Source organism: Methylophilus sp. DMC16, assembly GCF_056314045.1.
Window position 1 is genome coordinate 1,167,654 of record NZ_JBQUZC010000001.1, and the last position, 24,617, is coordinate 1,192,270.

The 24,617-nt window shown below is 52.2% G+C and carries 19 protein-coding genes; 6 read left to right on the forward strand and 13 right to left on the reverse strand.

The window, feature by feature from the left end:
• Window positions 1-111 precede the first annotated feature (111 nt).
• From acnB to ACT53D_RS05680, 12 genes are all read right to left on the reverse strand, one after another.
• Window positions 112-2,691 carry a bifunctional aconitate hydratase 2/2-methylisocitrate dehydratase gene (acnB, locus tag ACT53D_RS05625; protein WP_379077937.1) on the reverse strand — a complete coding sequence of 860 codons (2,580 nt, stop codon included), beginning with the start codon at window positions 2,689-2,691 and terminating at the stop codon, window positions 112-114.
• 205 nt (window positions 2,692-2,896) lie between these two features.
• Window positions 2,897-3,229 carry a hypothetical protein gene (locus ACT53D_RS05630; RefSeq protein WP_379077940.1) on the reverse strand — a complete coding sequence of 111 codons (333 nt, stop codon included), beginning with the start codon at window positions 3,227-3,229 and terminating at the stop codon, window positions 2,897-2,899.
• A gap of 78 nt (window positions 3,230-3,307) precedes the next feature.
• Window positions 3,308-4,813, reverse strand: coding sequence for a fumarate hydratase (locus ACT53D_RS05635; protein ID WP_476154962.1), 1,506 nt, complete (start codon window positions 4,811-4,813; stop codon window positions 3,308-3,310).
• Between the two features lie 24 nt (window positions 4,814-4,837).
• Window positions 4,838-6,487 carry an acetate--CoA ligase gene (locus ACT53D_RS05640; protein ID WP_476154964.1) on the reverse strand — a complete coding sequence of 550 codons (1,650 nt, stop codon included), beginning with the start codon at window positions 6,485-6,487 and terminating at the stop codon, window positions 4,838-4,840.
• A 225-nt stretch (window positions 6,488-6,712) separates the two neighbouring features.
• Complete coding sequence (locus ACT53D_RS05645; RefSeq protein WP_194746971.1) at window positions 6,713-7,843, reverse strand: HpcH/HpaI aldolase/citrate lyase family protein; 1,131 nt, start codon at window positions 7,841-7,843, stop codon at window positions 6,713-6,715.
• Window positions 7,840-8,130, reverse strand: coding sequence for an FAD assembly factor SdhE (locus tag ACT53D_RS05650; RefSeq protein ID WP_379077950.1), 291 nt, complete (start codon window positions 8,128-8,130; stop codon window positions 7,840-7,842). The genes ACT53D_RS05645 and ACT53D_RS05650 overlap by 4 nt, the downstream gene beginning before the upstream one ends.
• Window positions 8,131-8,139: 9 nt before the next feature.
• On the reverse strand, window positions 8,140-8,886 hold the full coding sequence (locus ACT53D_RS05655) for a succinate dehydrogenase iron-sulfur subunit (protein ID WP_228518643.1): 747 nt from the start codon (window positions 8,884-8,886) through the stop codon (window positions 8,140-8,142).
• 1 nt (window position 8,887) lies between these two features.
• Window positions 8,888-10,675, reverse strand: coding sequence for a succinate dehydrogenase flavoprotein subunit (sdhA, locus tag ACT53D_RS05660; RefSeq protein WP_338657417.1), 1,788 nt, complete (start codon window positions 10,673-10,675; stop codon window positions 8,888-8,890).
• A 10-nt stretch (window positions 10,676-10,685) separates the two neighbouring features.
• Window positions 10,686-11,039 carry a succinate dehydrogenase, hydrophobic membrane anchor protein gene (gene sdhD, locus ACT53D_RS05665; RefSeq protein ID WP_379077956.1) on the reverse strand — a complete coding sequence of 118 codons (354 nt, stop codon included), beginning with the start codon at window positions 11,037-11,039 and terminating at the stop codon, window positions 10,686-10,688.
• 6 nt (window positions 11,040-11,045) lie between these two features.
• A complete protein-coding gene (gene sdhC / locus ACT53D_RS05670; RefSeq protein WP_476154967.1) occupies window positions 11,046-11,438 on the reverse strand; it encodes a succinate dehydrogenase, cytochrome b556 subunit in 393 nt (130 codons plus the stop codon).
• 4 nt (window positions 11,439-11,442) lie between these two features.
• Window positions 11,443-12,645 (reverse strand): malic enzyme-like NAD(P)-binding protein, encoded by a 1,203-nt coding sequence (locus ACT53D_RS05675; RefSeq protein WP_313988722.1) that lies wholly within the window; start codon window positions 12,643-12,645, stop codon window positions 11,443-11,445.
• 193 nt (window positions 12,646-12,838) lie between these two features.
• The gene (locus ACT53D_RS05680; RefSeq protein WP_194746977.1) at window positions 12,839-13,573 is read right to left on the reverse strand and encodes a GntR family transcriptional regulator; all 735 of its coding nucleotides are present in this window, start codon (window positions 13,571-13,573) and stop codon (window positions 12,839-12,841) included.
• A 181-nt stretch (window positions 13,574-13,754) separates the two neighbouring features.
• Here ACT53D_RS05680 and ACT53D_RS05685 point away from each other — a divergent pair, with 181 nt between their 5' ends.
• From ACT53D_RS05685 to ACT53D_RS05710, 6 genes are all read left to right on the forward strand, one after another.
• Complete coding sequence (locus ACT53D_RS05685; protein WP_194746978.1) at window positions 13,755-14,636, forward strand: HpcH/HpaI aldolase/citrate lyase family protein; 882 nt, start codon at window positions 13,755-13,757, stop codon at window positions 14,634-14,636.
• A 9-nt stretch (window positions 14,637-14,645) separates the two neighbouring features.
• Complete coding sequence (locus tag ACT53D_RS05690) at window positions 14,646-15,704, forward strand: MaoC family dehydratase (RefSeq protein ID WP_313988716.1); 1,059 nt, start codon at window positions 14,646-14,648, stop codon at window positions 15,702-15,704.
• A gap of 2 nt (window positions 15,705-15,706) precedes the next feature.
• Complete coding sequence (locus ACT53D_RS05695; protein ID WP_476154970.1) at window positions 15,707-16,705, forward strand: HpcH/HpaI aldolase/citrate lyase family protein; 999 nt, start codon at window positions 15,707-15,709, stop codon at window positions 16,703-16,705.
• 116 nt (window positions 16,706-16,821) lie between these two features.
• The gene (gene prpB / locus ACT53D_RS05700; protein WP_476154972.1) at window positions 16,822-17,700 is read left to right on the forward strand and encodes a methylisocitrate lyase; all 879 of its coding nucleotides are present in this window, start codon (window positions 16,822-16,824) and stop codon (window positions 17,698-17,700) included.
• A 32-nt stretch (window positions 17,701-17,732) separates the two neighbouring features.
• The gene (gene prpC, locus ACT53D_RS05705) at window positions 17,733-18,908 is read left to right on the forward strand and encodes a bifunctional 2-methylcitrate synthase/citrate synthase (protein ID WP_338657404.1); all 1,176 of its coding nucleotides are present in this window, start codon (window positions 17,733-17,735) and stop codon (window positions 18,906-18,908) included.
• Between the two features lie 95 nt (window positions 18,909-19,003).
• The gene (locus ACT53D_RS05710; RefSeq protein ID WP_476154974.1) at window positions 19,004-20,464 is read left to right on the forward strand and encodes a bifunctional 2-methylcitrate dehydratase/aconitate hydratase; all 1,461 of its coding nucleotides are present in this window, start codon (window positions 19,004-19,006) and stop codon (window positions 20,462-20,464) included.
• Window positions 20,465-20,599: 135 nt separating this feature from the next.
• Here ACT53D_RS05710 and ACT53D_RS05715 read toward each other — a convergent pair whose 3' ends face one another.
• On the reverse strand, window positions 20,600-24,598 hold the full coding sequence (locus ACT53D_RS05715; protein ID WP_476155599.1) for an Ig-like domain-containing protein: 3,999 nt from the start codon (window positions 24,596-24,598) through the stop codon (window positions 20,600-20,602).
• Window positions 24,599-24,617: the final 19 nt, after the last annotated feature.

Here is a 24,617-nt window from a genome sequence, read left to right on the forward strand (position 1 = left end):
CAGTTGCAAGCAAATGTGCGGCTGGAAAAACAACAGCAGAAAACAAAAGAACGAGGCTGATAAAAAACAAAGGGGGCTTGCGCCCCCTTGTTGTACTTGAAGATTAAGCCCTTATGCCGTTTCTTTGATCGGAATAATCTTTTTACTGTTTTCCAGTGAGGCGGCATACTGCGTCATCTGGTTGAAGTTAAGATATTTGTATATCTCGGCAGTATTGGTCAGTTTGCTGCCCAAGGTGTCCATATATTCCTGCATGGTCGGCATGCGCCCCAGCTTGGCGCACACTGCCGCCAGCTCGGCAGAGCCCAGATAGACGCGAGCATCCTTGCCCATACGGTTATCAAAGTTACGGGTAGAGGTCGAGAACACGGTGGCCTTGTCCGCCACGCGCGCCTGGTTACCCATGCAAAGCGAGCAGCCTGGCACTTCGGTACGGGCCCCGGCCACCCCAAAGGTGGAATAAACCCCCTCGGCACGTAGCTGTGCTTCGTCCATGCGGGTCGGTGGGGCAATCCACAAGCGGGTTGGGATGCCACCTGCGCCTTCGAGCACCTTGCCCGCAGCACGGTAATGGCCAATATTGGTCATGCAGCTACCGATAAACACCTCATCAATCTTGTCCCCCACCACGGCTGACAACGGTTTGATGTCATCCGGGTCATTCGGGCAGGCTACCAATGGCTCTTTAATTTCGTTAAGATCAATCTCAATCACATGGGCGTATTCGGCATCACTGTCAGGCTGCAACAGCTCCGGTTTTTCCAGCCAGGCCTTCATGCTGGCAATCCGGCGCTCCAGCGTGCGTGCATCTGCATAACCGTTTTCGATCATGTTCTGCATCAACACGATATTGGAATTGAGGAATTCAATCACCGGTTCTTTGTTCAGCAGCACTGTACAACCGTTGGCGGAACGCTCAGCCGATGCATCCGCCAGCTCAAATGCCTGCTCAACTTTGAGATCTGGCAAGCCTTCAATTTCAAGCACACGGCCGTTAAACACGTTTTTCTTGCCTTGTTTGCCTACGGTCAATGTGCCTTCCTGGATGGCGGCATAAGGAATCGCATTCACCAGGTCGCGCAGCGTAATGCCAGGCTGCATTTCGCCCTTAAAGCGCACCAAGACCGACTCAGGCATATCCAGTGGCATCGCCCCGGTTGCTGCGGCAAAAGCCACCAGACCAGACCCGGCCGGGAAGCTGATGCCAATCGGGAAACGGGTATGCGAATCACCGCCCGTACCCACGGTATCCGGCAGAATCATACGGTTGAGCCAGGAGTGGATGACGCCATCGCCAGCGCGCAGGCTGACACCGCCACGGCTGGACATAAACTCTGGTAGCTCGTGCTGCAACTTGATATCAACCGGCTTTGGATAGGCCGCGGTATGGCAGAAGCTCTGCATCACCAGATCGGCGCTAAAGCCCAGACACGCCAGCTCTTTGAGCTCGTCACGCGTCATGCCGCCTGTCGTATCCTGAGAGCCGACGGTGGTGGCTTTAGGTTCGCAATAGGTTCCTGGTCGTACGCCCATGCCTTCAGGCAGGCCACACGCACGTCCCACCATTTTTTGCGCCAGCGTATAGCCTTTGCCAGTATCTTTGGCAGGTACCGCTTTAATAAAGAGATCAGTCTCACCCAAGCCCAGCGCTTTGCGGGCATTTGAAGTCAGGCCGCGGCCAATAATCAGCGGAATGCGGCCACCGGCGCGCACTTCATCCGCCAGGGTAACCGGGTTCATTTCAAATGTGGCCAGAACCTCGCCCGCTTCAGACAACACTTTGCCTTCAAACGGCTTAATCACAATCACATCACCCGTATTCAGTTTGGAGACATCACATTGAATCGGCAAGGCACCAGAGTCTTCAGCCGTGTTAAAGAAGATAGGCGCAATCTTGCTGCCAATGACCACGCCACCGGTGCGCTTGTTCGGGATAAACGGAATATCGTCGCCCATCCACCATTGCACAGAGTTGATGGCAGATTTGCGTGAAGAACCTGTCCCGACCACATCGCCTACATAAGCCAATGGCAGACCTTTTTGCTTCAGTTCCTCAATCACTTTGAGGCCATCAGACATACGGTTGACCAGCATCGCCTTGGCGTGTAACGGGATATCGGGACGGCTCCAGGCATCTTGCGCCGGGCTCAGGTCATCAGTGTTGGTTTCACCATCCAGCTTGAACACCACCACTTTGATCTCATCTTTGAGCGCTGGTTTGCTGGTAAACCATTGTGCCTCTGCCCAGGCTTGCATCAATGTTTTGGCATGCGTGTTACCCGCCTTCATTTTGGCATCCACATCGTGGAAGGCATCAAACATGAGGATGGTCGTGGACAAGGCCTTCACGGCATGCGCCGCCATGGGCGTATCCAGTAAAGCCACCAGCGCCTGCACGTTATAGCCACCCAGCATGGTCCCCAGCAGCTCAACGGCTTTTTCAGCGCTGACCAAGGGTGAGCTGGCCTTGCCATTGGCAATATCGGCCAAAAAGGCCGCTTTGACGTACGCCGCCTGGTCTACACCGGCCGGAATGCGGTTTTCAAGCAGATGCACCAGCAAGGCTTCCTGCCCGGCTGGAGGAGACTTGAGTAACTCAACCAGCGCGGCCACTTGCTCAGCGTTCAGGGGTAAGGGAGGAAGGTTTTGCGCAGCGCGCTCTTTTACGTGGGTGTCGTATGCTTCTAACATGATGTGTAGGCTCTATTTAATAAATCAAATTTGGGCAATAAAACGAAAATCGGGGAATGGGCCGGTATTAACCACTGGCCGCGAGGCATTCTTTTGATTTGATTATAATGCACTCCCTCCTCCAGAATGTTAACTGCTTGTAACATTCTGGCAATTGATCAAAATGACAGCCATTGTCAGCATCAAAACAACACTGCGCACGCTGTCAGCGTGTACTGTCTCCGTAAAGTTGCTTGGCAAACGGGGTACTGCAGCTTTTGCCAGCAGCAGAGGACTCCCATTTATCGAGCAGTTCTTTCTGATAGCCCTTGCCATGTTGCTTTTCCAGGTAGGCACGTACCTCAAACACATCGGCAAAACCATTATGGTCGGTGTCCATTAACGCCACCTGGTCTTCCAGACTCGGTCCGGCATATTTGCCAGTGCTATCCGTAAAATACTCCAGGGCAGACTCTGCGTGCGCTTGCACAGTCAACATCATCAGCGCAACGGCGCAACACATGCTGACACCTGTATTTGCTTTTAATCCTTTTATCATACTTACCCCCATTCTGACGCTTAGTAGTATGACGTAGTGTTTAGCAAATCGTGCGCATGTTCTGTGATGGAAAGCACATTAAACCGCTTTGAGCGCAATCTTCTTGCGCCAGAGGGCTGGGCCGCTCTTGTGCGCAGAATCGCCATCGGCACTCACTGCCACCGTCACCGGCATGTTTTCCACTTCAAACTCATAGATGGCCTCCATGCCTAAATCTTCAAATGCCAACACGCGCGCATGTTTGATGGCCTTGCTGACCAGGTAAGCCGCACCACCAACCGCCATCAGGTAGACCGACTTGTGTCTGGCAATCTCAGTCAGCGCTTCGTCACCGCGTTCAGCTTTACCGATGGAGCCAAGCAAGCCGGTGTTCAGCATCATGTCGGTATAGCTATCCATCCGAGTGGCGGTGGTCGGGCCAGCGGGGCCTACCGCCTCATCGCGCACGGCATCGACCGGGCCGACGTAGTAGATAAACTTGTTGGTGAAATCCACCGGCAAAGGCTCGCCCTTGGCCAGCATGGTTTGAATCCGTTTATGCGCGGCATCACGACCGGTCAGAATCTTGCCGGTCAGCAACAGCGTGTCGCCGGTTTTCCAGCGCTGGGTTTCTTCGCGCGTCACCGTCTCCAGATTCACGCGCTTGGCTTGCGGACTGGGTGCCCAATGCACATCAGGGTAAACCTCAGGGCTGGGCGGGGTCAGCACCGCCACCCCTGAGCCATCCAGCGTGAAGTGCACATGTCTGGTGGCGGCACAGTTGGGGATAATCGCCACCGGCAAACTGGCTGCATGGGTGGGGTAATCGAGAATTTTCACATCGAGTACCGTGGTTAAGCCACCCAGACCCTGTGCGCCTATGCCTAAGCGATTAACCTTCTCGTAGAGCTCCAAACGCAGTTCTTCAATACGGTTTTGCGCGCCTCGTGCCTGCAACGCCTGAATATCGATCGGCGCCATCAATGACTCTTTAGCTAACAACATGGCTTTTTCAGCGCTACCGCCTATGCCTATGCCCAGCATGCCTGGCGGACACCAACCTGCGCCCATTTCCGGCACCACTTCGAGCACCCAATCGACAATGCTTTCATTCGGGTTCAGCATCGCCAGTTTGGACTTGTTCTCGGAGCCGCCACCCTTGGCTGCCACCTGCACTTCGACCTTATCCCCTGCGACCATTTCCACGTGGGTAATCGCTGGCGTATTGTCTTTGGTGTTTTTGCGTGCCCCGGCCGGATCGTTGACGATAGAAGCCCGCAGGGTATTGTCAGGATGCAGATAGGCCCGGCGTACGCCTTCATTGACCATGGCTTCCAGCGTCATGTCGCCTTCAAATCTGGCATGCATGCCGACCTTGATAAAGGCCACTACGATGCCGGTATCCTGGCATAGCGGACGCTTGCCTTCGGCGCACATGCGCGAATTGGTCAAAATCTGGGCAATCGCATCCTTGGCTGCCACCGATTCCTCGCGTTCATAAGCCGCGGCCAGTGCCCGGATGTAGTCTTCCGGATGATAGTACGAGATATATTGCAAGGCGTCGGCAATACTCTCGATAAAGTCTTGAGTTTTAATCAGGGCCATGTTTTGGTCTTTCAGGCGGGCGTTTTAGCGCGCATTGCTTTTCTGATAAGCAATGGCAGGACTCACATCTTTACGCAAGATTTTACCATTTTTGGTGCGTGGAAACTCCTTGGCCAGGTAGACTGTTTTCGGTGCTTTATACGCCGCCAGATGCTGTTTGCCAAACACCATCAGGTCTTCTGGCGCAATCTCGGCATCCGGTTTGGGGATCACATAAATCACCACCAGCAGTTTGTCTTTTTCAATCTCTTCGCCGACGGCCGCGCAATCTGCCACGGCCGGATGGCCTTTATAGACGCGCTCGATTTCATACGGCGAAACGCGGTAGCCAAAGCTCTTGATAATGTCATCCTTACGGCCCAAAAACCAGAGATAGCCATCGGCATCATACTTGGCGTAGTCGCCGGTAAAGAAATAGCCATCATGCTTGTATTTGGTGGTCTCTTCCGGCAGGTTCCAGTAATTCAGGAACAACCCAGGATCATTATCCGGCACGCTGATCATGCCCTCCTCGCCTTCGGCCACCGGCTCACGGGTGTCGGGATTGAGCAATACAATCTGGTGCCCAGGTTGCGGAAAACCGGCAGAGCCCGCGCGAATCGGCCGATACACACTTTGCGACAGATAGTAGGAAAACTCACTCATGCCTACCGCTTCATAAATATCCAACCCAAAACGCTCACGCCATTGCGTTAACACTTCGTCCGACAAATGCTCGCCCGCACTCATATAGTGACGCACACTGGGGATATCTGCCTGTATAGCCGTGGTTTTTTGCAATAACTGTCGGTAAATGGTCGGGACACCAATAAAGATGGTGGCTTTGTGTTTGGCAATCAAATCCAGCCACTTTTGCGCATCATTTTTGCCTTCATGCACAATCACGGTTTTACCCAGGTATAACGGGTCCATCAGCCCAGTGCCCAGCACATAGGTCCAGTTAAACTTACCTGAGTGCATGATGCGGTCTTGCACCGTGTCGCTGTAGTTAAACCAGTATTTGGCGGCTGGCTGGCGCCCCAACAAGGCACGATGCGCATGCAACACGCCTTTAGGATAGCCAGTCGTACCTGAGGTATAGACCAAATAAGCCGGATCTTCTGCCCGCGTGGCATAGGCGGGCGCTGCGTCAGTCACATTCGCCAGGGCTGCCTCCAGCGACACCACATTAAACCCATCCACGGGTGAGACCTCCCCGGATAACTGTGTCAGCAGCACATGTTTCAGATGGGGTGTTTGCGCGATATTCTGCTGCATTTTGGCAGACATCGCCTGCCAGGCTGCCGCGTCAGTTACCAGGACCACGGCGCCGGAATCCTTGGCCAGATAAGCCACTTCTTCTGCAGTGAGCAAAGTAGACGTCGGCACGGAAATCGCCCCGGTTTTCATGGTGCCGAGAAAGGCCGTCGGGTAATCCAGGCTGTTCGGCAGGCGAATCAGTACCCTGTCCCCTGGCTTGACAGCCAATCCACGCAACACCTGCGCAAAACGGTCTGTCCTGGCCGCCAACTCGGCAAAGGTGATGATGCTGGTACCAAAACTGTCATCCTCCACAATCATGGCAATTTCATCCGCCTTGGCGGTGCCTAAATGGCGGTCACTACAAGCCACCCCGATATTGAAAAACTCAGGGATGTCCCATTGCCATTGTGGATAAGGGGCTAACTGTGTCATGTTCAAACCTTTCCAATCACTCTATGCACGCATGGTTGATGCGATGCTGTTATATGCATTTCTTTTGAAAATGCTTTTTAAATCTTCAATGACGCTTAAACGCTCATCAATGAGCGAGCGGGATGAAGCACAAGGCGCACGGAACACAGAAACCGGAATGTACTAAAAGTACATGAGGATTTCGAGTACCGCGCAACGCCGTGATTCGCCCGCGCAGCCATTGATTTAAAGCAGAATGCCGTAGGGCCAGTTTTGGCGTACTACCTGCGCCGGCATCAACTGCAGCACATGCAAGGCAAACTCCATATCGCTGACCTTGAGCGCGCGCAAGGCATGCGCTCTCAGCAAAGTTTGCAAGGCCTTACCAAACATGGGTGGATCCAACATCTCGCCTTCAAACTTGATCGCCCCACCCAACAAGGCATCGGCTTCAATCGCCGCTTTCAAAATCGCCACCTTCTGGTTGATCTCGGTCGGCGATGGCGTGTAAGCGGTTTTACACAAATGAATATGCCCGGGATGGATCACCTGCTTGCCGGTCAGGCCCATGGCCGCTTCCTGGCAAGCGTGTTTGTACACCACGCGCGACTCGTTATCGCCATGCAAATCCAGCCAGCGACGCACGTCGTGCGGCTCGACAAACTTATCTGGCATGATATTGCTGCCAATCAGCGTTTCCACACCGCCAATCACACCTTTACCGGCAATCCTGGCTTCAAAAATCAGCTGGTTGATAAAATAGAACAGCTCTTCTATCCAATGCTCGGGCGTGATGTGGATCCCCAAGGCTTTAGAGAAGTCATGGATGCCGAACACCACATGTTTCACGGTGTCGTATTGCATCAGTTCAGGCGCAATCTTGAGCGATTTAGGGTGTTCGATAATCGGCTGTATGGTGATTTGCGGGTTGATACTCAATAAAAAGCTAGACAAATCACGCACCTCGGCGGCACCGTAGGATTCACCCGCCTTGGCCAGCATGACGACATCAATAAATTCGCCCATGTCGCGAACCAGCTTCATGTCTTCTTCGTACTCATCGGTACGGAAGGAGTTGGCGCGGATGGCAATGGTGACGCGCTCATTGACCTTGCGCAGTTTGGGCAGCTCCTGCCGCAGCAAAGTGCGGCTCATTTCTTTCTGCCGACAGCCATCTTCCAGGTCAAAAATCAGCGTATGCGCATTGGTAAAGTGCGCATGCTTGACCATGCGGTTGGCCGCCTGCTCCATGTCTTCATAAATGCCCAGGCTGGGCGCATATTTCACTGGCGGGTAATACAACTGTATGCCTGGCCAGTAATCCCCCAAGGCACTGGCATCCAGTGCAATCGGCTCTTCTCCCATATGCTGAATCATCTGGTTTCCTGTTCTGCCGTAGGTCGGCTCGCACTCAATTTTTGAAGAAGGGCTGCCATGGGCTTGAGGTCTCCGGTCGGGGCTTTTAAGCCCTGAATCAAGTCCCAAAACACGTTATCTGGCAGTTCGAGCAAGGCATCCAGTTGCTCCATTTCTGCCAGTGTCAGGCTGCCAAATTGATCACTGACAAAGCGTTGCAACACGATATCGAGTTCCAGCATGCCGCGGCGGCAGCGCCAGGTCAGTCGCCGCTGCTCGGCATCACGTAAAATCTCAGCATTTAGCATAATTTCCCCCTATAACACCTTGATGCCAAAAATCTTCTTGCCCGGTTTGCTGTCTTGATGGGCCTTGGCTTTTTCGATCTTAAGGTCTTTAATCGCTGCAATAGCCGCGTTTGGATTCAGCTTTTTCGGACAGACATCGGTACAGTTCATGATGTTGTGGCAACGATACAAACGGTAAGGGTCTTCCAGATTCTCCAACCGCGCATCCTGTTCCTGGTCACGGCTATCGGCAATAAAGCGATAAGCCTGCATCAGCCCTGCCGGACCGACAAATTTGTCGGGGTTCCACCAGAAGCTGGGGCAAGAGGTCGTACAAGCCCCACACAAAATGCACTCATACAAGCCATCCAGCTTGGCACGGTCTTCCGGGCTTTGCAGGCGCTCGGTTTCCGGCGGCGTGTCATGGTTTTGCAAATAAGGCATCACCGAATGATAGTTATCAAAGAATTGCGTCATATCCACGACCAGATCGCGAATCACAGGCAAGCCAGGCATGGGACGCAATACCACAGGTTCTTGCAGATCACTGAGTTTGGTAATACAGGCCAGGCCATTTTTGCCGTTGATATTCATGGCATCACTGCCACACACACCTTCACGGCAGGACTTGCGCATACTGAGCGTTTCGTCCAGTTCTTTAATCCGCATCAGCGCGTCCAATAACATCTGGTCACTGTCTTCCAGCGTGACCTCGTAGTCCTGCATATAGGGTTTTTTGTCTACGTCGGGATTAAACCGGTAAATAGAGAAACGCATATCAATACACCCTTTTCTTCAACTCGAATGGTTCTACGGTCAATGGTTTGAGGCGCACCGGCTTGTACACCAGCTTTTGCTCGCGGGCAAAATACAGCGAATGACTGAGCCAATGCGTATCGTCACGCTCGGGATAATCCTCACGGGCATGGGCGCCGCGGCTTTCCTGACGCGCATGGGCCGCTTGCATGGTTGCCAGCGCCACCTCCATCAGGTTATCCAACTCCAGTGCTTCGACCCTGGCCGTGTTAAACACCTTGCTCGTATCAGCAATTCTTAACTGCCCGGCACGCTGGGCCACTTGCTTGATGGCGTCTACGCCGTCGGCCAGCAAATCAGGAAAACGGAATACCCCGCAATGTTTTTGCATGGTCTGGCGCATCGCCAAGCCCACCTCAGCCACTTTCTCGCCCCCGCCATTTTCAAGGCGGTTAACACGCGCCAGCGTTGCATCCGCGACATTCGCTGGCAGCGGCTTGTGCGCACGGTTGGCAGCAATCTCCGCCGCCATTTTGTCGCCTGCCGCTTTACCAAACACCACCAGATCCAGTAAAGAGTTAGAGCCCAGACGATTGGCGCCATGCACAGAGACGCAGGCACATTCGCCCACCGCATACAAACCATTAACGACACGCTCAGACTGGCCGTCATGTACCACAACCTGACCATCCAGATTGGTGGGCACGCCACCCATCATGTAATGCGCGGTCGGCACCACCGGGATAGGCGCCTGGGTTGGGTCTACACCGGCAAAGGTTTTGGCAATCTCGCGGATGCCAGGCAAGCGTTTGCTGATGATGTCTTCCCCTAAATGATCTAGTTTGAGGTACACCGCGTCTTTATGCTTGCCAACGCCGCGGCCTTCTTTAATCTCGGTCGCCATGGCACGTGACACCACATCGCGGCTGGCCAGGTCTTTGGCATTGGGCGCATAGCGCTCCATAAAACGCTCGCCCTCGCTATTCACCAGATAACCGCCCTCGCCACGCACGCCTTCGGTAATCAATACGCCGGCATTCAATACCCCGGTGGGGTGAAACTGCCAGAACTCCATATCTTGCAACGGCAGCCCTGCGCGCGCGGCCATGCCCAAGCCATCCCCCGTATTGATATAAGCATTGGTACTGGCCTGGAAGATGCGGCCACCGCCACCCGTGGCCAGCATGGTGGCTTTGGCATGAATCACATGAATGTCGCCGGTTTCGATTTCGAGCGCAATCACGCCCAAGATATCTCCATCGGCATCCCGAATCAGGTCCAGGGCAAACCACTCAATCAGGAATTGAGTGTTGGCCTTGACGTTGCGCTGATACAGCGTATGCAGCATGGCATGGCCGGTACGGTCCGCCACAGCACAGGTCCGCGAAATCGCTTGCTCGCCAAAATTGCGGGTCATGCCGCCAAACGGGCGCTGAAAGATGCGGCCATTTTCGAGGCGGTCGAACGGCATGCCAAAGTGCTCCAGTTCAATAATGGCCTTGGCCGCGTTCCGGCACATAAACTCAATCGCATCCTGGTCGCCCAGGTAGTCCGAACCCTTGATGGTGTCATACATATGCCACAACCAGTTGTCATCAGACACATTACCGAGCGCGGCGGCAATGCCGCCTTGTGCCGCCACGGTATGTGAACGGGTGGGGAACACTTTGGACAGCACAGCGACATCGGCGCCGGATTCCGCCAGCTGCAATGCCGCACGCAAGCCAGCCCCACCACCGCCGACGATGACTGCATCTACCTGATGATGCTGTAGTTTGCTTGCACCTGTCCCCTGCGCTGTCTTGGTCATGCCATTCACCTTAAATCTTCATTCCAAATAAAATCCACAATACTGCGAGTGCATTTCCCCACACCGCAATATCTACCAATCGTTGCAGCACGGACCGTACGCCCAGATGCGGCACGTAATCCCGCAGCACATCACGCACACCCAGCCACGCATGCAGTAACATGCAGATAAAAAACCACAGTGTCAGCAGGCGCCACCACCAGGGCGCAAACAAGGCCACCCAGTCGTGATAACTTGCTGGCGACAACCACAGCAGCCGCATGCAGAATAACAACAGCCCAAAGGCCATGGACAAGGCACACAGCCGCTGCGTGAGCCAGCGACGCATGCCAGGGTATTTCGCCGTAAGCAGTTCAAATAGCATGCTGACTCAGCCCCAAATCGCCCATAACATCCACAACATGGTGAATGCCACCAGTCCCAGCACAACGCGGCTGGAGAACCTTGCCTTTTGCAGGGTGGTCATCCAATGCACATCCATCGCCAGATGACGAATACCTGCATAAAAATGATGAAAAAACGCCCAGGCCAAGCCCGTGACCAGACACTTGACTGGCCATGTTAGCAATTGGCCGGCCACGCTTTGATAGCCAGCAGCGCTAGACAATGACAGATACAAGGTCCATAAAAGCAATGGCTGAATCAAAAACAGTGCGACGCCACTGGCCCGATGCATGATAGACACCACGGCATTGACCGGCAGCCGGATCGTAAATAAATCCAGATTCTTGGGCCGCTGTTTTTTCTGCTTTTTAACAATCATGCTGCTACTCGTCTGCCTGCGCTGCACGTGCCACTGCACCGGCCACGTATTCCATCAAGCGTGGATCAAACGGCTTGGGAATAATGTATTCCTTGCCAAACGACAAAGACGTTAACTGGTACGCCTCCAGCACTTGCTGCGGCACAGGCTCGCGCGCAAGTTGACTGAGCGCTTTTGCTGCCGCCACTTTCATCTGCTCGGTAATCTGTTTGGCCTTGGCATCCAGCGCACCACGGAACAAATAAGGGAAACACAAGGCGTTGTTGACCTGATTCGGGAAATCACTGCGGCCAGTGGCCATAATCACGTCATCACGCACTGCGAAAACCTGGCTGGGTAAAATTTCAGGATCTGGATTGGCCAGTGCAAAAATCACCGGTTTGGCCGCCATACTGGCCACCAGCTCTGCTGGCAAGCCATTCTTGGCCGACACCCCGATAAATACATCTGCGCCCTGCATGGCCTCGGCCAGCGAGCTCACCTTGCCAGCCGCAATCGCCAACGCACGGTTGTTGTCATGCAAGTCATCCCGCGCCAAATCGAGCACGCCTTTGCGATCCACCATGGTGATATCGGTGGCGCCCATCAGCTTAAGCAACTTGGCACAAGAGCAACCCGCCGCACCCGCACCTAAAAACACAATTTTGGCGCGGGGCAAGGTTTTGCCTTGGAGCTCAAGCGCATTGAGCAACGCCGCCGCCACAATCACGGCCGTGCCATGCTGGTCATCATGAAACACCGGAATATCCAGGCGTTTTTTCAGTTCTGATTCAATATAAAAACAGTGCGGGGCAGCGATATCTTCCAGATTGATCCCGCCAAAAGTCGGCGCAATATTGACGACGGTCTGGATAAACTCGTCAGGCGTGGCAGCATTGACTTCGATATCAAACACATCAATATCTGCAAAGCGTTTAAACAGTACACCCTTGCCTTCCATCACCGGCTTGCCGGCCAAAGCACCAACATTGCCCAGTCCGAGTACGGCTGTGCCATCGGTGATCACCGCCACCAAATTTCCCTTGTTGGTATATTTGTAGGCATTGGCAGGATCCGCCTCAATTTCGAGTACTGGCGCGGCCACCCCTGGCGTGTAGGCCAGGGATAAATCCTGTTGCGTTGCGCATGGCTTGGACGACTCCACGCTCAGCTTGCCCGGCTTGGGAAACTGGTGGTAGTCCAGCGCGCGTTTTTTCAAGTCATCCATTCATTAACCTCTTTCTATTCACCAGTCTTTGCGTCGACCAAGACTTTTCAAAATACATGTTGGCTAGGCTAGCGAAGCCCAACAACGCGAAAATTATGTTTTCAAAAGTCATTTCTTTTATCCCGAATAATTCAAAAACTTCAGCAGCCAGACGGACATGCGCAGCTCAACGCCGCTGATGAAGATTTTTCAATCATTCCAATTCACTCATGTAGTGGTGGTCATCGGTCAGACACAAACCTAACCGCCACTCCATTGGCTTGTCGCCATAGGTGAACGACACGCGCTCTATGCTCAGCAGCGGATAGCCCTCTTTCAGCCCCAGGGCTTTCGCCACTTCAGCATCTGCGGCCACCGCTTTGATCCGCTCTTCAGCACGTATCATGCGTATGCCAAACTGCGACTCATACATGCTGTACATAGAGCCATTGCTTTCTTCCACCTTGGCGCGATTCAAGCCTTTGAATGGCGCAGCGGGCACAATAATGTGGTCATAAATCAGAGGTCGGCCGGAAAAAGTCAGCAAGCGCTTGACCTCTATGGTGGTCGCGCCTGCCTTCATTTCCAGCACCTTACCGATATGCACACTGGCTTTGCTTTTGACACAGGAGATAAACTCATTCTGTAACAATTCTTTTTGGCCGGTTTCAGCAGTCAAACGCAAAAAGCGTAACTTCACATCATCCTGATTGTGGGTCGCGACAAATGTGCCCTTGCCCTGACGACGAATCAGAATATTTTCAGTAGCCAGACTATCTATTGCCTTGCGCACCGTGCCCTGACTGACCTTGTAACGCTGAGCCAGATCAATCTCACTCGGGATCATGTCACCCGGGCGCCACTCCCCACCAATCAGGCTCTGGGTGATCAACACCTTGATCTGGTCATATAACGGCCTGTAACTGGCTGATCCGACTTGTTTATCCATATCCTTGACTCCACACTTGCAGGCATCAAAAGACGCCAAAAAATTAGTTATTCAATTTATATCACAGCGCTTTTTTGTTGTCTACTATTTTATATCTTATATAAGACATAAGATATTTGTTGACAGAGTTTTTTTATTCATGAATAATGAATTCAATTCTCGCTGCAACAAAGGAAAACCCATGTCATATGCACTCAGACCACGACGCTCGATGCTATATGTCCCTGGCTGTAATCAGCACTATTTGGAGCGTGCGCGCACATTAGCGGCAGACTCCGTCATTCTGGATCTGGGCGACCCGATTCTGGTGGATGTCAAAGTGCAATCACGGGAAAACGTTGTTAATGCCGTCAAGCAAGGTGGCTATGGCAAACGTGAAGTGGTGGTGCGTGTCAATGATCTGCACTCGATTTGGGGCCATGACGACATCAAGGCAGTGGCCAATATTGGCGCAGATGCCATTCTGTTCCCCAATATTGAGTCTCGCGAAGACGTGTTGCAGGCACAACAGCTGCTGGATGATGCCGGTGGCAAGGATGTGCCGATGATGGTGATGATAGAGAGCCCGCTGGCAGTATTAAACGCTAAGGAAATTGCGGCCGCCTCTGAGCGCGTGATCTGCATGGTGATGGCCACCTCTGACCTCATTTCGCAACTGCATGCACGTGTAACGCATGAACGCTCTGCCATCCTCACCTCCTTATCGCTGGTCATTCTGGCGGCGCGTGCGTATGGCAAAGGCGTGATCGACGGCATTACGTCTGATTTTAAGAACATGCATTCGTTTGAATATGCCTGCCGCCTGGGGCGCGACATAGGCATGGATGGCAAGTCACTGGTACATCCGGCGCAAATTGCTTATTGCAATGATGCGTATACCCCGCAAAGGTCTGAGGTCGAACATGCAAGGTTGATCATTAAAGCCTTGAAAGAGGCAAACGAAGGTGGTAAAGGGACGGTCGTGGTCAATGACAAACTGGTGGAACACCACCATATTAAAGCTGCGCAACGACTCATCAAATTATCAGAAGCGATTGCAGAGCTAGAAGAAGAATTCATTTAAGGAATCAACATGACAGGCAAAATCAACGCCGGGCGTTTTTTTGAAGATTTCAAGCTGGGCGAAGTCATCCCGCATGCGACGCCGCGCACCATCACCAGCGGTGACACTGCGCTATATATCGCGCTGACTGGCGCACGCAATCCGTTGCATTGCAGCGCGCCGTTTGCCTTGTCGTTGGGCTATGCGCAGATGCCCATTGATGACCTGCTGGCTTTTCATATCGCGTTTGGCAAAACGGTACCGGATATCTCGGTCAATGCCGTGGCAAACCTGGGATATGCCGATGTGCGGTTTATCCAGCCGGTATTTGTCGGTGACACCTTGACCACTTCCAGCGAAGTGATCGGCCTCAAGCAAAACTCAAGTGGCAAGAATGGCGTAGTCTGGGTACGCTCGACCTCGGTTAATCAAGACCAGCAACCGGTTTTAAGCTGGGTGCGCTGGGTGATGGTGCACAAGAAAAATCTGGCTGCCCCTGCGCCGGACACGGTGATCCCTGACTTGCCTGCCTTTGTCGCTGCCAAGGATCTGCGCCTGCCCGCCCCGTTTAATGTGCATCAGGAAATCGCGGTGGCTACCGGTGGCCGTTACTTCTGGGAAGACTACACCGTAGGCGAACGTTTGCGCCATCCCGCTGGCCTCACCATTAACGATAGCGATCATACGCTGGCTACCCATTTGTACCAAAACAATGCCAGACTGCATTTTGATGCTCATCTGATGCAATCCACGCCACAAGGCCTGCGTCTGGTCTATGGCGGCGTAGTGATTTCCGCCTGCCGTGCATTGAGCTTTGAAGGCCTGGAAAACGCGCTGTCGATTGCCGCGATTAATGGCGGCACACATGCCAATCCCAGCTACGCAGGCGACACGATTTACTGCATGACGGAAGTGCTGGATCAATGGACGCTGCCCCACCCGCAGCTCGGCGCCCTCAGACTACGCATGATCGGCCTCAAGAATATTCCGCCAGATCATGTTGAGAACATCAAGACCTCACAGGGCTACCACCCCAATGTGGTACTCGACCTTGATTACACCGTTTTAATTCCACGAAAAGGAAACTAACCATGGCCGTTCATCCTAACCAGGCGCTCTTTGGTGGCGAAAAACCCTTTCCGGTGATCCCTGCTTGTGAGCATTTTGCAGGCAGCGAAAAGCTAATTTTGAAAGCCTTGTCCTTGCAAGACCCGGCCAATCCCAATGCGGTCGGTCCTGTGTTTGACATCACCTGCGACTGTGAAGACGGCGCTGCCAGCGGCCAGGAGCAGGCGCATGCGGAAATGATCGTGCGTGTGCTGAATTCTGCTGCCAACCAATACAAGATGGCGGGGGCACGCATTCACGACTATACGCATCCGCACTGGAAAAAAGATATCGATATTTTGGTGGGCGGTGCGGGTGAAGTCTTGAGTTACCTGACGATCCCTAAATGTACCGACATCGCGCAAGCCCGTGAAATGATCGGCTACATTCAAAACGTTGCTAAACAACATGGCCTACGCCGCGAAATCCCGGTGCATATCCTGATTGAAACGCATGGTGCCCTGCGCCAAGTGCACGAGATTGCACAACTGCCTTGGTTGCAAGTGCTGGACTTTGGCCTGATGGACTTTGTCAGTGCCCACCATGGCGCCATCCCTGCGGCCGCGATGCGCAGCCCTGGCCAGTTTGATCACCGCCTGCTGGCGCGTGCCAAAACGGAAGTGGTCTCCGCAGCACTGGCAAATGGTGTCGTGCCTGCCCATAACGTGACGCTGGATCTCAAGAATGTGGAAGTGACCTTTAGCGACGCCTCACGCGCGCGCAATGAGTTTGGCTTTATGCGTATGTGGAGTATCTACCCGACACAAATTCAGGCCATCGTTGACGCCATGAAACCGAATTATGACGAAGTGACGGATGCCGCTAACATTTTACTGGCAGCACAGGCCGCTGACTGGGGGCCGATCCAATATGCAGGTGAATTGCATGACCGCGCTACCTATCGCTACTTCTGGGAGGTCTTGCAAAAAGCTAAACAAACGGGTGTGGCCATGCCAGAAGATGCTGAACACGCGTTCTTTTAATACTTAGCCACAGCGCTTACTGAGCACACAGAGAAAATCTGAGACATTTTTCATTCGGTTTGATGGATCTCTCTGTGACCGCTGTGTTCTCTGTGGCTTAAAGATAAAGGTTTAATATGCAACAAATCACTACAGCAGGTGCACGTTTCCGCGCGGCGCTGGTCGCCGAAAAGCCGCTACAAATCATAGGCGCTATCAATGCCTACCACGCCATGCTCGCCACACAATCCGGGTTTAAGACCATCTACCTGTCTGGCGGTGGTGTGGCCGCTGGCTCTTTAGGCCTGCCTGACTTGGGGATTTCTGGCCTGGAAGATGTCCTGGTCGATGTGCGCCGCATTACCGACGTGGTCGACACGCCTTTACTGGTCGATATTGATACCGGGTTTGGCGGGGCATTTAACATTGCGCGCACCATTAAAAGCGTTGCCAAGGCGGGGGCTGCAGCGGTGCATATTGAAGACCAGGTCAGCGCCAAGCGTTGCGGCCACCGCCCTAACAAGGCGATTGTGAGCCTGGAGGAAATGGTAGACCGGGTGAAAGCCGCCGTCGATGCCAAGCCCTATGATGACTTTGTCGTCATGGCGCGCACGGATGCGCTGGCGGTGGAAGGATTGCAATCTGCCATAGACCGCGCTTGTGCATGCGTGGAAGCAGGTGCCGACATGATTTTTCCGGAAGCGATGACGGAGCTGGGCATGTATCAGCAGTTTGTCGAAGCCGTCAAGGTGCCGGTACTGGCCAATATCACCGAATTTGGCTCTACCCCTTTATTCACGGTAGAGGAACTGGCTACGGCAGGTGTTGGAATGGTCTTGTACCCTCTGTCAGCCTTCCGCGCGATGAACCAGGCGGCGCTTCAGGTGTACCAGAGCGTACGCAAAGATGGCACACAGAAACACGTGTTGGATTTGATGCAGACACGTGCGGACTTGTACGAGCATCTTGGCTATCACGCTTTTGAACAGAAACTAGACGCGCTATATAAAAAATAAGCGCACGCGACCAGAGATAAAGGAGGTTAGTTATGAACACCACCACTGATCCTATCAACACGGCCCCGGCTAGCGAAGCGCCCAAGCGTAAAAAAGGCGTCGCGCTGGCGGGTGTGGCTGCGGGCACCACGGCCATTTGTACCGTGGGCCATAGCGGTAATGACCTGCATTACCGCGGTTACGATATCATCGAACTGGCTAAACATGCCACGTTTGAAGAAGTCGCTTATTTGCTGATTCACGGTGAGCTGCCCACCCAACCACAACTCACTGCTTATCATCAAAAGCTCAAAAAGCTACGCGGCCTGCCCAGTGCACTTAAAGCCGTACTGGAACAGATTCCAGCCAATGCGCATCCAATGGATGTGATGCGCACAGGCTGCTCGATGCTGGGGACACTGGAACCAGAAGCTACCGACCGCAATACTGCTGGCGCACAAGCTCTGGGGGACCGCTTGATTGCCTGTTTCGGCTCTATCCTCATTTACTGGTACCACTTTAGCCATCGCGGTGTACGTATTGAGGTAGAAACTGATGACGACTCTATCGCGGCGCACTTCCTGCATCTCCTGCATGGCAAAAAACCATCCGAGCTGCATATCAAGGCTATGAATACCTCACTGGTGCTCTATGCCGAACATGAATTTAACGCATCCACCTTCACCTCACGCGTGATCGCTGGCACCCTCTCCGACTTGTATTCTTGCGTCACCGGTGCCATTGGCGCACTACGGGGGCCCAAACATGGCGGCGCCAATGAAGCCGCCATGGAGATTATTGAGCGTTACCAAACACCAGATGAAGCTGAAGCAGATATCAAGGCTCGTATGGCGCGCAAAGAAATCATTATTGGCTTTGGCCATCCCGTGTATACCATTGCCGATCCACGCAATGAGTCGATCAAAGCCGTCAGCAAGTCACTGTGTGAGGATGCCGGCAATATGCAGCTGTTTGACATCTCTGCCCGCATTGAAGAAATCATGTGGAACGAGAAAAAGATGTTCCCCAACCTGGACTGGTATAGCGCTTCCAGCTACCACATGATGGGAATTCCGACTGGCATGTTCACGCCAATTTTTGTGATCTCACGCACCACCGGCTGGGTCGCGCATGCGATTGAGCAGCGTATCGATAACAAGATTATTCGCCCGAATGCAGAGTATAACGGCCCGGATAACAGAGCGTTTGTGCCTTTAGACAAACGTTAGGCTTACCCATTTTTTAGCCACAGAGGATTCAGAGAGCACAGAGAAAAATCTGCTGTAGCCTCTGTTGCTTAAATTTTTACTTGAAAGAATCTCTTATGTCCGCCCATATTTCTAATGTACGTCCCGATCCCGATCAAGTCATTGTAAATATCGCCAACTACGTGGCAGATTTTGAAATCAACTCTCATGAAGCTTACGATACCGCCCGCAACTGCCTGATGGATACGCTGGGCTGTGGTTTCGAGGCACTGGATTATCCCGCCTGTACCAAATTACTAGGCCCCGTGATTGCCGGTACGGTTGTGCCGAATGGCGCCAAAGTTCCCGGCACCCCTTATCAGCTGGACCCTATCCTGGCCGCTTTTAATATTGGCGCCATGATCCGCTGGCTGGATTTTAATGACACCTGGCTGGCCGCAGAATGGGGACATCCATCTGACAACCTGGGCGGGATTCTGGCTTCAGCGGATTACATGTCGCGCAAAAATGTGGCCGAAGGCAAAGCGCCATTGACCATGAAAGACGTACTTACCGCCATGATCAAGGCGCATGAAATTCAGGGCGTACTGGCGCTGGAAAACAGCTTTAACAGAGTGGGTCTGGACCACGTCATTCTGGTTAAAATTGCCTCTACCGCTGTTGTGACCAAATTACTGGGGGGTAACAAACAAGATATTATCAATGCTGTGTCTAATGCCTTTGTTGATGGTCAAAGCTTGCGTACCTACCGTCATAGTCCAAACACCGGTTCACGTAAATCCTGGGCGGCTGGCGATGCCACCTCGCGGGCGGTGCGCCTGGCCTGGATGACCTTGCAAGGCGAAATGGGCTACCCAAGTGCACTCACAGCCAAAACCTGGGGCTTTTATGATGTCTTGTTTAAGGGCAATGCCTTCAAGTTCCAGCGCCCTTACGGCAGCTATGTGATGGAACAGGTATTGTTCAAAATCTCGTTCCCGGCCGAATTTCACGCGCAAACAGCGGTGGAGTGTGCTTTCCAGCTCAACAAGGAAGTGGGCAGCCGTCTGCAAACCCTGGAAGACATTGCCAACATCGACAAGATTATTATCACCACACACGAGTCCGCCATTCGCATCATCGATAAAACCGGCCCGTTGGATAACCCTGCTGACCGCGACCATTGTATTCAATATATGGCAGCCGTTGGTTTGCTCAAAGGAAGTTTAACTGCACAGGATTACGAAGATGCCGCAGCCGCTGATCCGCGCATAGATGCACTGCGTGACAAGATGACTTGCGTCGAAAAAGCAGAATATACGCGTGACTATCTGGACCCGGAAAAACGTTCCATTGCCAATGCCATTCAGATTTTCTTTAAGGATGGCACGCAATCCAGCAATATTGCGGTGGAATACCCGATTGGCCATCGCCGCCGCCGTGGCGAAGGCATCCCGGAACTGGTGAAGAAATTCAAAACCAATCTGGCACGTCGCTTTGACACAACCAGACAAGCCGACATTTTGGCCTTGTGTCAGGATCAGGCCAAGCTGGAAGCCACTGCTGTGAATGCGTTTGTGGATATGCTGGCGCTCTAACAACGCAAACTCAGTCTCTAAAAAGAGCGCTCAAGCAGCGCTCTTTTTTATTGCCTGTATCAAACCCAAACGCTGAATAAAAAAAGAGCGACCACAAGGGTCGCTCTTGAACTGCTATTAGCAATACTGCTGCGATTAATGATCCACAACAATATTTTGCTGTGTCAGCAGGTTTGCGATCACGGCTGCATCGCTGGTTTGGCCGTTGGTTAAATCGACACCAGCCACCACAATGGTCTGCGTTTCTTGACCACTATTGAATGCACCTGAAACATTGTGTGCATCATTAGCAAAGCCACCATTCGAACTGATATGAATAATGGTATCGCTGCCTGATTTCTCGAAGTGCATGTAGTTGACCAGGTTGGTTGGATTTTCACCCTGCAACAAATCACGGATATCCAACACATCCCCACCTTGGCTGACCGCGGCTTTATTAAAGTCTTTGATTGTGTCAAGTGCAGGAGATCCAGCAGCACCATCATCGCCTTGATCCCACTTGAACACATCAACACCCGCGCCACCGGTCAGGGTATCGTTACCTTTACCACCGATCAGGATGTCGTTGCCATTACCGCCATTCAGCTTGTCATCACCTGCTCCGCCACGCAGGATGTCGTTGCCATCACCGCCATTCAGCGTGTCATTACCTGCATAGCCGTAGATAATATCATTGCCGGAGGTACCGTTAACAATGTCATCACCCTCACCACCACCGATAATTGGCGTAGTGTTATTGCTACTCAACAGACTAATATTGAGCAGGTCGCCTGCACTTGCACTATCTTGCAGGCCAGTACTGTCCGTTGCAGTGATTTTCAAACTCTCGAATGCATTCACACCAAGTAATTGCTGATTGACTTTGACTGTTGACAGGAACTCATTCAAAGCAAGGTTATCTATCGTGCCACCATCAGCAGCCGTAATTTCCATGTTGCTCCGCGCGCCAGCCAAACCAAATAAACCACTGGTTTGGGTATAACTGACGCTTAAGCCCAACTCATTAGCCACAAGTTGCGAGTAACTCATCAGTGTAGAGCTGATGATCACACCAATCCCAGCATTGAACGCAATATTGACGTTAGTAATGTTGTTATTGGCATCACTTGCAGTGAAGCTCTGGCGGCTAGAGAAATCCAGCAAATCAACATTTAACAAGCCTGGCAATGTAATTAAGCCTGCTGCGCTTACCGCAGTCGATACATCCGGAGCCACTTGCGGGGTGGGTGTATAGGTATTATTTTTCGCCACATTGAGCGTCAAATCAGCAGTGCTGGTGTCGCCATCCTTGTCACTCAGGGTGTAAGTGACTTTGGTGCTGTCAGCCGGTTGTGTGGTACTTGATGTCGTGATTTTGATATTATCAAGCAAGCCACCAGTGCTGTTGGTATCCACAGACTTGAACTCCACACGCATCTGGCTACCCGTACCAGTAAAGCTGTAAGAGAAGTTACTCATCGTCAGGTTGCCAGTGTTCACCGTATCAATGACTTTACCATTCACAATCACCTGAATAGCAGAATCAATCCCTGCTGTATGACCAGCACGCGCTGCATAATCAAAACTTAAAGTCACGGTAGCATCTTTAGCTGGATTGATGTAGGTGTACAAGTTTCCATCACCTTTGTAATTCTCAATCTCAAGCACATTGCCATAGCTTGCAGACAGGCCATAAATCGTGCTCGGCATGATCTCAATCGTACCGCTCTTGTTATCAGTAAACCAACCCAAAGGTACTGGGGTTTGCTGACTGCTGCCGTTGGCATCAAATGTCGTATTAATCAGCGTGACCTTGGTTTGACCTGGAGTAAAGCTATATTTACCGTCATCCATATCAACCACAAAGCGACCAGCAGTCGTGTTAACGGTCAGTTGATGCGTCGTGGCATCGTATGCGCTGTTATTAGTGCCTGCGACTGCAATTGCACCCGTTTTCGCATCAAAAGTATAAGTGGTACCTTCAATCGACACCGATTTAACGTAACCACCATCAGCCCCGAAACCACCCCCTGTCGTCAATGAACCTGAAACAGCCGTTGGTACAGTCTGGCTTAATACGCCATCCAGTTGGGCAAAGTTTGACACCTGAATAGCATCAGTATCATTGCCAGTCGCACCGTTATATGCCACCTGATTCATGCTATTAGCCACTTGGGTTGCAGAAACGCTACCGCCAACACCAATTGCGTACTCATTGATATTGTTGGCTTTCAGGAAAGCTTCCCATGCCTGCCTATCGGTATCACCAACCTCTCTCCCAGAGTTAGGCTCACCATCTGAGAAGAAGTAGCCTACATTTTGGCCACCTGCAATTTTACCGGTAGAATTGAATGCCGCTTTTGTACCATCCAACGCAGCATCGTAATTGGTACCTGAGATTGTTTTTAATGACGCTAACACCTGTTTAGCTTCAGCAATCGTTACCCAACTAGAGGTTTTTTGGCTATACCCATCAGAGAAGGTCACAATCATGACCCTTACATCACTTCCTAATGCACCATATTGATCCAACAAGGTGTTAATTGATTTAACTTCACTGTCCAGACGCGAGTCGCCGTTTACGCCGTCTTTGATCGCCATACTGCCAGAGACATCAATGGTAAACATAATGTTTGTGCCTTTGTCGCCCTGAGCAGTGACCGTCTGATTGGTAGCAATCGGCGCATCATCAACCACATTGACAGTGATAGAACCAGAAGTCGTTGTATCAGTGTCTTTAGCATTTACACCAAACTTCAATGCAAGCGTATCTTCACCTTGAGCAGGGTGATCCAGCGGACCTGACAACTTTACAGCGTACTTGCCTGAGTTATCAATGGATATGCGCAAGATTTCCTGACCATTAGCAGAACCGATCAGCGTCCCGGTGTTGCTTCCAGCCCAGGTAATTGCCACGCCGCCAGATGTATAGGTTTGAGTTGGTGCAGTCAATGTCACACTCTGCAGATCACCATTTGGATCTGAGATACCTAAATCACCAGATGCAATAATGTTTGAAGGCTCACCTTGATCAAGAACACCATTTGGCAAACCGTCTTCAGACACAGTGGCACTACCATCTAAAGTCACAAACACTGGTGACTGGTTCAAAGTGTAAGCATAGTTATCGCTTGGCACACTGGTGTTGCCAGCGTTGTCTGTTGCAGTCACCGTGTAGTTATGCAAGCCTTTAGCAATATCAGTCGATGGTGTAAAGGTCCAGTTACCATTTTTGTCGGCGACAGCAGTTCCAATCACAGTCTTACCATCATAAACGGTGACCGTACTACCAGCCTCAGCCTTACCAGTGAGTGTTGGCGTCGCATCATCGGCAACGCCACCACTTGGGACGTCTCCTTTTTTCGTACCAAAGTCATCATAAATATTGTCTATGGTCGGTTTGTTTGGTGCAGTGACATCGACAGTATAGGTAAGTTGAGTTGTTGCAACACCAACGTTACCAGCTGAGTCCGTTGTGGAAACTTTAGCGTCAATCGTTTTATCGCTGTCTGCGACTAATTCGCTACCAGGCACACTAACACTGAAGCCTAGTTTACCGTCTGCGCGAGTCACCACTGTTGTCAGATAATCTTTGCCATTAATAGTGACTACCACAGGATCACCAAGCTTGGCTTCACCACCTACAGTACCAGTCACTGGCTGATTAACACCTGGTTGAGATTCAGCAATATTGATAATGCCATCACCACCAAAGTTAGCATCGAGCGCAATTGTGGCAACGGGGGGCGTCAGGTCCAGTGTGTAGGTCAACTGTGTAGACTGGCTAGCTGTGTTGCCAGCGTTGTCTGTGACAGTCACTTTCGCTTCAATGGTCTTGTCTGAGTCAGCGGCAAGTTCGTTACCAGCAACGCTCACACTGAAGCCCAGCTTGCCATCCGCACGGGTGATTACAGTCGTTGGGTAATCTTTGTTGTTGATCGTCACAATCACGGGATCACCAACTTTAGCGTCACCACCCACTGTACCAGTCACTGGAATGGATGAGGTCGCTTTGGCTTCTTCAATGTTGATGATGCCATCACCACCAAAGTTAGCATCCAAGGCAATCTCTGCCTTAGGTGGCGTCAGGTCCAGTGTGTAGGTCAACTGTGTAGACTGGCTAGCTGTGTTGCCAGCGTTGTCTGTGACAGTCACTTTCGCTTCAATGGTCTTG